The following is a 13,112-nucleotide window of genomic DNA, read 5'->3' as shown; positions in this document are numbered from 1 at the left end:
TCAGGAAGTCAGTCTGGGGATGCCGCAGCTCCCCGCCCCCGCCTACCCGGCCGAGGTGCGCGCCAGGCTCGAAGCGGATGCGAAGGAGGTGATCGCCCGCTACCCCGGCAGCCGCTCCGCGCTGCTGCCGCTGCTGCACCTCGTGCAGTCCGAGGAGGGGTACGTCTCGCGCACGGGCATGGCCTTCTGCGCCGAGATGCTCGGCCTCACCACCGCCGAGGTCACCGCGGTCGCCACCTTCTACACGATGTACCGGCGCAAGCCGAGCGGCGACTACCAGGTCGGCGTCTGCACCAACACGCTCTGCGCGGTGATGGGCGGCGACGCGATCTTCGACCGGCTCAAGGAGCACCTTGGCGTCGGCAACGACGAGACGACCGAGGACGGCAAGGTCACCCTCGAACACATCGAGTGCAACGCCGCCTGCGACTTCGCGCCCGTCGTGATGGTCAACTGGGAGTTCTTCGACAACCAGACCCCGGAGAGCGCCACCCGGCTGGTCGACGACCTCATCGCCGGCCGCACCGTCGAACCCACCCGCGGCGCGCCCCTGTGCACGTACAAGGAGACCGCGCGCATCCTGGCCGGCTTCCCCGACGAGCGCCCCGGCGCCGTCGCGGCCTCCGGCGGCGCGGGCCACGCCTCGCTCATCGGCCTCAAGCTGGCCAAGGGCGAGGCCGCACCGCAGGCCCGCGTGGTCGGCCCGCGCGGCGAGGCGCCCACCGACCAGCCGCAGAAGGGCGCCGAGCACCTCAGCTCCCACGAAGCGCCGCAGCAGACCTCGGCATCCGACCCGGACCACCCGGCCGGACCCGCCGCCGAGGAGGGGGAGTGATGACGTTGGCCACCGCGCTCGACCACAACGGGACCAGCCCCGAGAAGCTGCTCGCGCCCGTCCTGTCCGCCTTCTGGGACCAGCCGGAATCCTGGACCCTGGACACCTACCGCCGCCACGAGGGCTACGAGGGACTGCGCAAGGCCCTCACCATGACCCCGGACGACCTCATCGCGTACGTCAAGGACTCCGGTCTGCGCGGACGCGGCGGCGCCGGCTTCCCCACCGGCATGAAGTGGCAGTTCATCCCGCAGGGGGACGGCAAGCCCCACTATCTCGTTGTCAACGCCGACGAGTCGGAGCCGGGGACCTGCAAGGACATCCCGCTCCTCTTCGCCAACCCGCACAGCCTCATCGAGGGCATCGTGATCGCCTGTTACGCGATCCGGTCGTCGCACGCGTTCATCTACTTGCGCGGTGAGGTCGTCCCCGTGCTGCGACGCTTGCACGAGGCCGTCCGGGAGGCGTACGAGGCGGGTTATCTGGGGACGAACATCCTGGGCTCAGGACTCGATCTGGAACTCACGGTGCACGCGGGCGCCGGTGCGTACATCTGTGGTGAGGAAACCGCGCTGCTCGACTCTCTCGAAGGACGGCGTGGCCAGCCCCGGCTGCGTCCCCCCTTCCCCGCGGTCGCCGGTCTGTACGCCTGCCCCACTGTGGTGAACAACGTCGAGTCCATCGCCTCGGTTCCCGCGATCCTGAACAAGGGCAAGGACTGGTTCAAGTCGATGGGCAGCGAGAAGTCCCCGGGCTTCACGCTCTACTCGCTCAGCGGCCATGTCGCGGGCCCCGGCCAGTACGAGGCGCCGCTCGGCATCACACTGCGCCAGCTCCTCGACATGAGCGGCGGCATGCGCCCCGGCCACCGCCTGAAGTTCTGGACCCCCGGCGGCTCCTCCACGCCGATGTTCACCGACGAACACCTCGACGTGCCCCTCGACTACGAGGGCGTCGGCGCGGCCGGGTCCATGCTCGGCACCAAGGCGCTCCAGTGCTTCGACGAGACGACCTGCGTGGTGCGGGCCGTCACCCGCTGGACCGAGTTCTACGCCCACGAGTCCTGCGGCAAGTGCACCCCCTGCCGCGAGGGCACCTACTGGCTCGTCCAGCTGCTCCGCGACATCGAGGCCGGCAAGGGCCGGATGTCCGACCTCGACAAGCTCAACGACATCGCCGACAACATCAACGGCAAGTCGTTCTGCGCCCTCGGCGACGGCGCCGCCTCGCCGATCTTCTCCTCGCTCAAGTACTTCCGCGAGGAGTACGAGCAGCACATCACCGGCAAGGGCTGCCCCTTCGATCCCGCCAAGTCGACCCTCTGGGCCGACGACAAGAACGCTCACCAGGGGGTGAACGCATGACAGTCACCACGAGTGCGCCCTCCGGGGGCGGCGAAGCGGCGATCCCGCCCGAGGACCTGGTCACGCTGACCATCGACGGCATCGAGATCAGCGTGCCCAAGGGCACCCTGGTCATCCGCGCCGCCGAACTCCTCGGCATCGAGATCCCCCGCTTCTGCGACCACCCCCTCCTCGACCCGGCCGGCGCCTGCCGGCAGTGCATCGTCGAGGTCGAGGGCCAGCGCAAGCCGATGGCGTCCTGCACCATCACCTGCACCGACGGCATGGTCGTCAAGTCGCAGATCACCTCGCCCGTCGCCGACAAGGCGCAGCGCGGCGTGATGGAGCTGCTGCTCATCAACCACCCGCTGGACTGCCCGGTCTGCGACAAGGGCGGCGAGTGCCCGCTCCAGAACCAGGCGATGTCGCACGGCGACCCGGACTCCCGCTTCGAGGGCAGGAAGCGGACGTACGAGAAGCCCGTACCGATCTCCACCCAGGTGCTGCTGGACCGTGAGCGGTGCGTGCTCTGCGCGCGCTGCACCCGGTTCTCCAACCAGGTCGCCGGTGACCCGATGATCGAGCTGATCGAGCGCGGCGCGCTCCAGCAGGTCGGCACCGGCGAGGGCGACCCGTTCCAGTCGTACTTCTCCGGGAACACCATCCAGATCTGCCCGGTCGGGGCGCTGACCTCGGCGGCGTACCGGTTCCGCTCCCGCCCCTTCGACCTGGTGTCGACGCCCTCGGTGTGCGAGCACTGCGCCGGCGGCTGCGCCACCCGCACCGACCACCGGCGCGGCAAGGTCATGCGCCGCCTCGCGGCCGACGACCCCGAGGTCAACGAGGAATGGCTCTGCGACAAGGGCCGCTTCGGCTTCCGCTACGCCCAGCAGCGCGACCGCCTCACCACCCCGCTCGTCCGGGGCGAGTCCGGCGAGCTGGAACCGGCGAGCTGGCCCGAGGCGCTGGCCGCCGCGGCCGAGGGCCTGTCCGCCGCACGCGGCCGGACCGGCGTCCTCACCGGCGGCCGGCTGACCGTCGAGGACGCGTACGCGTACAGCAAGTTCGCCCGGGTCGTCCTGGACACCAACGACATCGACTTCCGGGCCCGGGTCCACAGCGCCGAGGAGGCCGACTTCCTGGCCTCGCGCGTCGCCGGGCGCGGCAAGGACCTGGACGGGGCGGGTGTCACCTACACCTCGCTGGAGCAGGCGCCGACCGTGCTGCTGGTCGGGTTCGAGTCGGAGGAGGAGGCCCCCGGCGTCTTCCTGCGGCTGCGCAAGGCCCACCGCAAGCACGGCCAGCGCACCTTCTCCGTCGCCTCGCACGCCACCCGGGGCCTGGTGAAGGCGGGCGGCGCACTGCTTCCCGCCGCGCCCGGCACCGAAACCGAGTGGCTGGACGCCATCGCGGGCGGTGTCGGCCTGGAGGGCGAGGGCGCCGCCGCGGCCGAGGCCCTGCGCGGTGAGGGCGCGCTGATCGTGGTCGGCGAGCGGCTGGCCGGGGTGCCCGGCGGGCTGACCGCCGCGGTCCGGACCGCGACCGCGACCGGGGCCCGGCTGGTGTGGATTCCGCGCCGGGCGGGCGAACGCGGCGCGGTGGAGGCGGGCGCGCTCCCGTCGCTGCTGCCCGGTGGCCGCCCGGCCACCGACCCGCGCGCCCGGGACGAGGTCGCCGCCGTGTGGGGCGTCGCGGAACTCCCGTCCCGCTTCGGCCGCGACACCGGCCAGATCATCGAGGCCGCGGCCACCGGTGAGCTGGGCGCGCTGGTCGTCGCCGGCGTGGGGACCGAGGACCTGCCGGACCCGGCGCAGGCCGCGGAGGCCCTGGACCGGGTCGGCTTCCTGGTCTCCCTGGAGCTCCGGCCGAGCGAGGTCACCGACCGCGCCGACGTGGTGTTCCCGGTGGCCGCGGTCGCCGAGAAGTCCGGGACCTTCCTCAACTGGGAGGGCCGGGCGCGGATGTTCGAGGCCGCGCTGAAGCCCGACCAGATGACGCGGAACCTCGCCCCGGGCGACGCGCGCGTGCTGCACATGCTGGCCGACGCGATGGACGCGCGCCTCGGTCTGCCGGACCTGCGGGCCGCCCGCCGCGAGCTGGACCGGCTCGGCGGCTGGCAGGGCGGGTACGCGGACGAGCCGCGCGTCGCCGCGCAGCCGCTGCCCCGGCCCGGCGACGGCGAGGCGATCCTCGCCGGTCACCGGATGCTGCTCGACCTGGGCCGCCTCCAGGAGGGCGACACCGCGCTCGCCGGGACCCGGCACGAGGCGGTGGCCCGGCTGTCGGCCGCCACGGCCGCGGAGAGCGGGGTCAAGGACGGCGACCTGCTGGCGGTGTCCGGGCCGGCCGGCAGCGTCGAACTCCCGCTCCGGGTCACCGACATGCCGGACCGCGTGGTCTGGGTGCCGCTGAACTCCACCGGGCGGGGCGTGCCGGCCACGACCGGGGCCCGCCCCGGCGGAGTGGTCCGGATCGGCCCCGCCGCTCCCGGTATCCCCGACGTCACACCGGAGGTGCGGGCGTGACCGCCTTCGCTCAACTGGCCGCGGCACCGCACGGTTCGGTGCTCGCCGCCGAGGACCTGTCGATGTTCGGCAACGACCCCTGGTGGCTCGTCGTCGTCAAGGCCGTCTTCTGCTTCGCGTTCCTGATGGTGACCGTGCTCTTCTCCATCGTGTGGGAGCGCAAGGTCGTCGCCTGGATGCAGTTGCGCATCGGCCCCAACCGGAACGGCCCCTGGGGCATGCTCCAGTCGCTCGCCGACGGCGTCAAACTGATGCTGAAGGAGGACGTCGTCGTCAGGCGCGCGGACAAGGTCGTCTACGTCCTCGCGCCGATCGTCGCCGCCATCCCCGCCTTCATGGCGATCGCGGTGATCCCCTTCGGGCCCGCGGACAACCAGGTCTCGATCTTCGGGCACCGCACGGCGATGCAGCTCACGGACCTGCCGATCGCGATGCTGTACATCCTCGCGGTCGCCTCGGTCGGCATCTACGGCATCGTGCTGGCCGGCTGGTCGTCCGGGTCGACGTACCCGCTGCTCGGCGGGCTCCGCTCCTGCGCGCAGATGATCTCCTACGAGATCGCGATGGGCGCCGCGTTCGCCTCGGTGTTCCTCTACTCCGGGTCGATGTCGACGTCGAAGATCGTGGAGGCGCAGGAGGACCGCTGGTTCATCATCCTGCTGCCGGTCTCCTTCATCATCTACATCGTCACGATGGTCGGCGAGACCAACCGCGCCCCCTTCGACATGCCGGAGTCCGAGGGCGACCTCGTCGGCGGCTTCAACACCGAGTACTCGTCGATCAAGTTCGCGATGTTCATGCTCGCCGAGTACGTCAACATGGTTACCGTCTCCGCCGTCTCCACGACCCTGTTCCTGGGCGGCTGGCGGGCTCCGTGGCCGATCAGCACCTTCTGGGAGGGCGCGAACCACGGCTGGTGGCCGATGCTCTGGTTCGTCCTCAAGGTCCAGCTGCTGCTGTTCTTCTTCATCTGGCTGCGCGGCACGCTGCCCCGCGTCCGCTACGACCAGCTGATGAAGCTCGGCTGGAAGGTCCTGATCCCGGTCTCCGTCGTCTGGCTGATGCTGGTCGCGACCGTACGGGCGCTGCGCAACGAGGGCTACGACTTCTCCCGGATCCTGCTCTACGTGGCCGGTGCCGTGATCGCGGTGCTGCTGATCTCCTTCGTCGCCGACATCTTCCGCGACAAGAAGGACAAGGCCGCCGCCGCGCAGGCCGGACCCGAGCCGGCGTTCGACCCGATGGCGGGCGGATTCCCGGTGCCGCCGCTGCCCGGACAGACCCTGCCGCCCGTGCCGAGGCGCAGGCCGCGACGCGAGCGGGAGCTCGTTGTCAGTGGCGGCATGGATACTCAGAGTGACGGAAGCCCGAGTGACGGAAAGGAGGCCGACGGTGTCTGAACTGCCAGATCTGCCGGGGTCCAAGAGGCCGGCGAAGTCCACCGGCCCGACGGGGTCGACGGCGTCGCAGTCCTCCCCGAACTCGGAGGACAAGTTCCTCAACCCGGTGGCCGGCTTCGGCGTGACCTTCAAGGCCATGTTCAAGAAGCGGCTCACCGAGCAGTATCCGGAGACGCCGAAGGTGACGGCGCCCCGCTTCCACGGCCGCCACCAGCTCAACCGCCATCCGGACGGGCTGGAGAAGTGCGTCGGCTGCGAGCTGTGCGCCTGGGCCTGTCCCGCCGACGCGATCTACGTGGAGGGCGCGGACAACACCCCGGAGGAGCGGTATTCCCCGGGGGAGCGCTACGGCCGCGTCTACCAGATCAATTACGCGCGCTGCATTCTCTGCGGACTGTGCATCGAGGCGTGCCCGACCCGGGCGCTCACGATGACCAATGAGTTCGAGCTCGCCAACACCACCCGCGAAAGTCTCATCTACACCAAGGACGAGCTGCTCGCGGGCCTGGAGGAAGGCATGGTCGACAGCCCGCACGCGATCTTCCCCGGCATGGACGAACAGGACTACTACCGGGGCCTGGTCACCGAGGCCGCCCCCGGTACGCAGCGCCAGCTCGCCGTCTCCAAGGGCGAGAAGCCGTCCGACGAGGCCGAGAGCAAGGGCTTGGCGCAGGAGGTGGACGCATGACCGGCCTGGCCGCAGCGGCCTCGCAGACCTCGACCGGCGAGGCGTTCCAGTTCTGGGTGCTCGGCACGGTCGCCGTGATCGGCGCCCTGTGCACGGTGCTCATGAAGAAGGCCGTGCACAGCGCCCTGTGCCTCGCCGGGACGATGATCATCCTCGCGGTGTTCTACCTCGCCAACGGCGCCTACTTCCTCGGCATCGTCCAGATCGTCGTCTACACCGGCGCGATCATGATGCTGTTCCTCTTCGTGGTCATGCTCGTCGGCGTCACCGCGGCGGACTCGCTGAAGGAGACCATCAAGGGCCAGCGCTGGCTGGCCGCCGGATGCGGCATCGGCTTCGGCGTCCTGCTGATCGCCGGTATCGGCAACGCCTCGCTGAAGAGCTTCAACGGCCTGGGCACCGCCAACACCGCGCACGGCGGAAACGTGGAGGGGCTCGCCAGCCTCATCTTCACCAAGTACGTCTTCGCCTTCGAGATCACCGGCGCGCTGCTGATCACCGCGACCGTCGGCGCGATGGTGCTCACGCACCGCGAGCGCACCGAACGGGCCAAGACCCAGCGCGAGCTGTCCGAGCAGCGCGTGCGCGGCAACCACCTGCCGCCGCTGCCCGCCCCCGGCGTCTACGCCCGGCACAACGCGGTGGACATCGCGGGCCTGCTCCCCGACGGTACCCCGTCCGAGCTGACCGTCATGAACACGCTGCGCAAGCGCGGCCAGATGCGTGACGTGTCCCAGGAATCACTGGCCGGCCTCAAGGCACTGGAGCAGCGCTCCGGTGAGCGGCTGGGCCGGGACACCGAAGAAGAGGAGGTCGCCAAGTGAATCCGGTCAACTACCTCTATCTCGCCGCCCTGCTGTTCACCATCGGCGCGGCCGGGGTCCTGATCCGGCGGAACGCGATCGTGGTGTTCATGTGCGTCGAGCTGATGCTCAACGCCTGCAACCTCGCGTTCGTGACCTTCTCCCGGATGCACGGCAACCTCGACGGCCAGATCATCGCCTTCTTCACGATGGTCGTCGCCGCCGCGGAGGTCGTGGTCGGGCTCGCGATCATCGTGTCGCTGTTCCGTTCCCGCCACTCGGCCTCGGTCGATGACGCCAGCCTGATGAAGCTGTAAGGGGCGTTTGCACTGTGGAGAACCTGATTGCGCTGCTCGTCGCGGCGCCCCTGCTCGGAGCGGCGGTGCTGCTGTGCGGCGGCCGGCGCCTCGACCGCGCCGGGCACTGGCTCGGCACCCTGCTCGCCGCCGTCTCGTTCGTCGTGGCCGTGGTGCTCTTCACCGACATGCTGGGGAAGGGCGCCGAGGACCGGGCGCTGCACCAGAAGCTGTTCAGCTGGATTCCCGTGGAGGGCTTCCAGGCCGATGTGGCCTTCCAGCTCGACCAGCTGTCGATGACCTTCGTCCTGCTGATCACCGGTGTGGGCACGCTGATCCACATCTACTCGATCGGCTACATGGAGCACGACGAGCGTCGGCGCCGCTTCTTCGGCTATCTGAACCTGTTCCTGGCGGCGATGCTGATCCTGGTCATCGCCGACAACTACCTGCTGCTGTACGTCGGCTGGGAGGGCGTCGGTCTCGCCTCCTACCTGCTCATCGGCTTCTGGCAGCACAAGCCCAGCGCGGCCACCGCCGCGAAGAAGGCGTTCCTGGTCAACCGCGTCGGCGACATGGGCCTGTCGATCGCGATCATGCTGATGTTCACCACCTTCGGCACGTTCGCGTACGGCCCCGTCCTGGAGGCGACCGGCGAGACCGGCGAGGGCAAGCTCACGGCGATCGGCCTGATGCTGCTGCTCGCCGCCTGCGGCAAGTCCGCCCAGGTGCCGCTGCAGTCCTGGCTCGGTGACGCGATGGAGGGCCCGACCCCGGTCTCCGCCCTCATCCACGCCGCGACCATGGTCACCGCCGGTGTCTACCTGATCGTCCGCTCCGGCGCGATCTTCAACGCCGCCCCGGACGCCCAGCTGGTCGTCGTGGTCGTCGGCGCGGTCACGCTGCTGTTCGGTGCGATCGTCGGTTGCGCGAAGGACGACATCAAGAAGGCCCTCGCCGGGTCCACGATGTCGCAGATCGGCTACATGATCCTGGCCGCCGGGCTCGGTCCCATCGGCTACGTCTTCGCGATCATGCACCTGGTGACGCACGGCTTCTTCAAGGCCGGGCTCTTCCTCGGCGCCGGTTCGGTCATGCACGGCATGAACGACGAGGTGGACATGCGGAAGTTCGGCGGCCTGCGGAAGTACATGCCGGTCACCTTCGTCACCTTCGGCCTCGGCTACCTCGCGATCATCGGCTTCCCCGGCCTCTCCGGCTTCTTCTCCAAGGACAAGATCATCGAGGCGGCGTTCGCCAAGGGCGGCACCGAGGGCTGGATCCTCGGCTCGGTGGCCCTGCTCGGCGCCGCGATCACCGCGTTCTACATGACGCGCGTGATGCTGATGACCTTCTTCGGCGAAGAGCGCTGGCGCCGCACGGCGACGCCGTCCCCGGACGCGCCGGACGTCGAGCCCGCCGCCGAGACGCGCGGCGAGCACGCGGAGCCCCACCCGCACGAGTCCCCGAAGTCCATGACGATCCCGATGATCGTGCTGGCCTTCGGTTCGGTCTTCGCCGGTGGCTTCTTCTCGATCGGCGACCGCTTCATGCACTGGCTGGAGCCCGTCACGGGGCACGACCACGGCGACGCCCCGATCGGCGCGTCGACCGTCACCGCGGCCACCATGGTCGCCCTGGTCGTCGGTGTCGCCATCGCCTGGGCGATGTACGGCCGCAAGCCGGTGCCGGTGGCCGCCCCGCGCGGCTCCCTGCTCACCCGGGCCGCGCGCCGCGACCTCCTCCAGGACGACTTCAACCACGTGGTCCTGGTCCGCGGCGGCGAGCACCTGACCCGCTCCCTGGTCTACGTCGACCACACCCTGGTCGACGGCGTCGTCAACGGCACGGCCGCGTCCATGGGCGGGCTCTCCGGCCGGCTGCGCAAACTGCAGAACGGCTACGCCCGCTCCTACGCGGTCTCGATGTTCGGCGGTACGGCGGTTCTCATCGCCGCGACCCTGCTGATGAGGGCGGTCTGATCACATGTCCTTTCCCCTCCTGACAGCGACGGCGGCGCTCCCGGCGATCGGCGCGGTGGCCACCGCCGCCGTCCCGGCCGCCCGGCGCACCGCCGCCAAATGGCTGGCGCTGCTCTTCTCGCTGGCCACGCTCGTCCTGGCGGGCATCGCGCTCGCCCGCTTCGAGCCCGGCGGCGACCGCTTCCAGCTCACCGAATCGCACGCCTGGATCAAGGACTTCGGCGTCCGCTACGAGCTGGGCGTCGACGGCATCGGCGTCGCGCTCATGGCGCTCACCGCCCTGCTGATCCCGTTCGTCATCCTGGCCGGCTGGCACGACGCCGACCCCCTGGAGACGAACTCCTCGCGCTGGCGCCCCACCCAGGGCTTCTTCGCCCTGATCCTGATGGTCGAAGCGATGGTGATCCTCTCCTTCGAGGCCACCGACGTCTTCCTCTTCTACATCCTGTTCGAAGCCATGCTCATCCCGATGTACTTCCTCATCGGCGGCTTCGGGGACCGGGCGCACACCGGCAGCGACGAGAACGCGGCGGCGCAGCGCTCGTACGCCGCCGTGAAGTTCCTCCTCTACAACCTGGTCGGCGGTCTGATCATGCTGGCCGCGGTGATCGGCCTGTACGTGGTCGCCGGCTCGTTCTCGCTCTCCGAGATCGCCGAGGCCCGGGCGAACGGCTCGTTCTCCATGGCGACCGGCACCGAGCGGTGGCTGTTCCTCGGGTTCTTCTTCGCCTTCGCGGTGAAGGCCCCGCTGTGGCCGCTGCACACCTGGCTGCCCAACGCCATGGGAGAGGCGACCGCGCCGGTCGCCGTGCTGATCACCGCCGTGGTCGACAAGGTCGGCACCTTCGCGATGCTCCGCTTCTGCCTCCAGCTCTTCCCGGAGGCCAGCAAGTGGGCGACGCCGGTGATCCTGGTCCTGGCGCTGATCAGCATCGTGTACGGGGCGCTGCTCGCGGTCGGCCAGCGCGACATCAAGCGGCTGATCGCCTACGCGTCCATCTCGCACTTCGGCTTCATCATCCTGGGCATCTTCGCGATGACCAGCCAGGGCCAGTCGGGCGCGACGCTGTACATGGTCAACCACGGCATCTCGACGGCCGCGCTGATGCTGGTCGCGGGCTTCCTGATCAGCCGGCGCGGCTCGCGTCTCATCGCCGACTACGGCGGGGTGCAGAAGGTGGCCCCGGTCCTGGCCGGCACCTTCCTGATCGGCGGTCTGGCCACGCTCTCGCTGCCGGGGCTCGCCCCGTTCGTCAGCGAGTTCCTGGTGCTGGTCGGCGCGTTCGCCGCGTATCCGGCGGTCGGCATCATCGCCACCACCGGCATCGTGCTCGCCGCGATCTACGTCCTGGTCCTCTACCAGCGCACCATGACCGGCCCGGTCAAGGCCGAGGTGCAGGGCATGGCGGACCTCAAGGCCCGTGAGCTCGTGGTGGTCGTCCCGCTGATCGCGCTGCTGCTCTTCCTGGGTGTCTACCCGAAGCCGCTGACGGACATCGTCAACCCGGCGGTGCGGCACACCATGTCGGACGTACAGAAGAAGGACCCCCAGCCCGAGGTGGAGGCCGCCAAGTGAGCGCAACAGCTGTCCACAGCCTGTGGACGACGGCGAGCGGGGTGACATCCGCCGCCCCGGACGAGAAGTTCACGGCCCCGGTCATCGAGTACACCCAGCTGACCCCGGTCCTGATCGTGATCGGCGTCGCCGTCCTCGGCGTCCTGGCCGAGGCGTTCGTGCCGCGCCGGGCCCGGTATCACACGCAGGTCTTCCTGACCGTCGTCGCGCTGGTCGCCGCGTTCGCCGCGGTGGTCGGCCTCGCCGCCACCGGTTACGGGACGACCAAGGCGCACATCGCCGCGATGGGCGCCATCGCGGTCGACGGACCGGCCCTGTTCCTCCAGGGCGTCATCCTGCTGACGTCCCTGGTCGCGGTCTTCACGTTCGCCGAGCGGCGGCTCGACCCCGAGTCCCACGGGAACCGGGTCGACTCCTTCGCCGCGCAGGCCGGGTCCGTGCCCGGCAGCGACAGCGAGAAGGCCGCGGTCAAGGCCGGGTTCACCACCACCGAGGTCTTCCCGCTCGTCCTCTTCTCGGTGGCGGGTATGCTCGTCTTCCCGGCGGCCAACGACCTGCTGACGCTCTTCGTGGCCCTGGAGGTCTTCTCCCTCCCGCTGTACCTCCTGTGCGCCGTCGCCCGCCGCAAGCGGCTGATGTCGCAGGAGTCGGCCGTGAAGTACTTCCTGCTCGGCGCGTTCTCCTCGGCGTTCCTGCTGTTCGGGATCGCCCTCCTCTACGGCTACGCGGGCTCCGTCTCGTACGCGCAGATCGCGACCGTGGTCGACGGCACGATCCAGCGGATCGACCCGGCGCTCGCCGACACCATGGGCAACGACGCGCTGCTGCTCATCGGCGGCGCCATGATCCTGACCGGCCTGCTCTTCAAGGTCGGCGCGGTCCCGTTCCACATGTGGACCCCGGACGTCTACCAGGGCGCCCCGACCCCGGTCACCGGCTTCATGGCCGCCGCGACGAAGGTCGCCGCGTTCGGCGCGCTGCTGCGCCTGCTGTACGTGGTGCTGCCCGGGCTCACCTGGGACCTGCGGCCGGTCATGTGGGGCGTCGCGATCGTGACGATGGTGGGCGGTGCGGTCGTCGCGATCACCCAGACCGACATCAAGCGGCTGCTGGCCTACTCCTCGATCGCGCACGCCGGGTTCATCCTGGCCGGTGTGATCGCGGCCACCCCCGACGGCATCTCGTCGGTCCTCTTCTACCTCGGCACGTACTCCTTCGTGACGGTCGGCGCCTTCGCCGTCGTCACGCTCGTACGGGACGCGGGCGGCGAGGCGACGCACCTGTCGAAGTGGGCCGGGCTCGGCCGGCGCTCGCCGCTGGTCGCCGCGGTCTTCGCGGTGTTCCTGCTGGCCTTCGCCGGTATCCCGCTGACCTCGGGCTTCTCCGGCAAGTTCGCGGTGTTCAAGGCGGCGGCGGACGGCGGCGCGGGCGGCCTGGTCGTGGTCGGTGTGATCTCCTCGGCGATCGCCGCGTTCTTCTACATCCGGGTCATCGTGCTGATGTTCTTCAGCGAGCCGAAGGCGGACGGCCCCACGGTCGCCGTCCCGTCCCCGCTGACGATGACGACCATCGCGATCGGCGTGGCCGTGACCGTGGTCCTGGGCGTGGCCCCGCAGTACTTCCTGGACCTGGCGGGCCAGGCCGGGACGTTCGTGAGGTAGCCG

At 70.1% G+C, this 13,112-nt stretch carries 10 protein-coding genes; all 10 read left to right on the top strand.

Going from position 1 to position 13,112, the window contains the following annotated elements; translation table 11 throughout:
* Positions 1–19: 19 nt before the first annotated feature.
* Genes nuoE through nuoN form a run of 10 tightly spaced genes read left to right on the top strand, consistent with a single transcriptional unit; the run spans position 20 to position 13,109 of the window.
* Positions 20–835: an NADH-quinone oxidoreductase subunit NuoE gene (nuoE, locus tag FKN01_RS14670; protein ID WP_143620614.1), complete on the top strand. Its 816-nt coding sequence runs from the start codon at positions 20–22 to the stop codon at positions 833–835.
* Positions 835–2,199 (top strand): NADH-quinone oxidoreductase subunit NuoF, encoded by a 1,365-nt coding sequence (gene nuoF, locus FKN01_RS14665; protein ID WP_143620434.1) that lies wholly within the window; start codon positions 835–837, stop codon positions 2,197–2,199. The genes nuoE and nuoF overlap by 1 nt, the downstream gene beginning before the upstream one ends.
* On the top strand, positions 2,196–4,703 hold the full coding sequence (locus FKN01_RS14660; RefSeq protein ID WP_143620431.1) for an NADH-quinone oxidoreductase subunit G: 2,508 nt from the start codon (positions 2,196–2,198) through the stop codon (positions 4,701–4,703). Before nuoF ends, FKN01_RS14660 begins: the two co-directional genes overlap by 4 nt.
* Positions 4,700–6,103: an NADH-quinone oxidoreductase subunit NuoH gene (nuoH, locus tag FKN01_RS14655; protein ID WP_143620430.1), complete on the top strand. Its 1,404-nt coding sequence runs from the start codon at positions 4,700–4,702 to the stop codon at positions 6,101–6,103. Before FKN01_RS14660 ends, nuoH begins: the two co-directional genes overlap by 4 nt.
* Positions 6,096–6,791 (top strand): NADH-quinone oxidoreductase subunit NuoI, encoded by a 696-nt coding sequence (nuoI, locus tag FKN01_RS14650; RefSeq protein ID WP_143620428.1) that lies wholly within the window; start codon positions 6,096–6,098, stop codon positions 6,789–6,791. Before nuoH ends, nuoI begins: the two co-directional genes overlap by 8 nt.
* On the top strand, positions 6,788–7,615 hold the full coding sequence (locus FKN01_RS14645; RefSeq protein ID WP_143620426.1) for an NADH-quinone oxidoreductase subunit J: 828 nt from the start codon (positions 6,788–6,790) through the stop codon (positions 7,613–7,615). Before nuoI ends, FKN01_RS14645 begins: the two co-directional genes overlap by 4 nt.
* Positions 7,612–7,911 (top strand): NADH-quinone oxidoreductase subunit NuoK, encoded by a 300-nt coding sequence (gene nuoK / locus FKN01_RS14640; protein WP_018101339.1) that lies wholly within the window; start codon positions 7,612–7,614, stop codon positions 7,909–7,911. The genes FKN01_RS14645 and nuoK overlap by 4 nt, the downstream gene beginning before the upstream one ends.
* A 14-nt stretch (positions 7,912–7,925) precedes the next feature.
* Positions 7,926–9,872, top strand: a complete 1,947-nt coding sequence (gene nuoL / locus FKN01_RS14635) for an NADH-quinone oxidoreductase subunit L (RefSeq protein ID WP_143620424.1) — start codon at positions 7,926–7,928, stop codon at positions 9,870–9,872.
* Positions 9,873–9,876: 4 nt separating this feature from the next.
* Complete coding sequence (locus FKN01_RS14630) at positions 9,877–11,448, top strand: NADH-quinone oxidoreductase subunit M (RefSeq protein ID WP_143620422.1); 1,572 nt, start codon at positions 9,877–9,879, stop codon at positions 11,446–11,448.
* Positions 11,445–13,109: an NADH-quinone oxidoreductase subunit NuoN gene (gene nuoN / locus FKN01_RS14625; RefSeq protein WP_143620420.1), complete on the top strand. Its 1,665-nt coding sequence runs from the start codon at positions 11,445–11,447 to the stop codon at positions 13,107–13,109. Before FKN01_RS14630 ends, nuoN begins: the two co-directional genes overlap by 4 nt.
* Positions 13,110–13,112: the final 3 nt, after the last annotated feature.

The sequence above is a fragment of the Streptomyces sp. 130 genome, from assembly GCF_007096885.1.
Taxonomy (GTDB): Bacteria; Actinomycetota; Actinomycetes; order Streptomycetales; family Streptomycetaceae; genus Streptomyces.
Note: the sequence above shows the minus strand (reverse complement) of the source record. Positions and strands in the feature narration are given on the sequence as shown.

Excerpts from the sequence above, each read along its gene's own strand:
- nuoF (WP_143620434.1), top strand. The coding sequence starts at position 835 with ATGACGTTGGCCACCGCGCTCGACCACAACGGGACCAGCCCCGAGAAG.
- nuoE (WP_143620614.1), top strand. The coding sequence starts at position 20 with ATGCCGCAGCTCCCCGCCCCCGCCTACCCGGCCGAGGTGCGCGCCAGG.
- FKN01_RS14660 (WP_143620431.1), top strand. The coding sequence starts at position 2,196 with ATGACAGTCACCACGAGTGCGCCCTCCGGGGGCGGCGAAGCGGCGATC.
- FKN01_RS14630 (WP_143620422.1), top strand. The coding sequence starts at position 9,877 with ATGTCCTTTCCCCTCCTGACAGCGACGGCGGCGCTCCCGGCGATCGGC.
- FKN01_RS14645 (WP_143620426.1), top strand. The coding sequence starts at position 6,788 with ATGACCGGCCTGGCCGCAGCGGCCTCGCAGACCTCGACCGGCGAGGCG.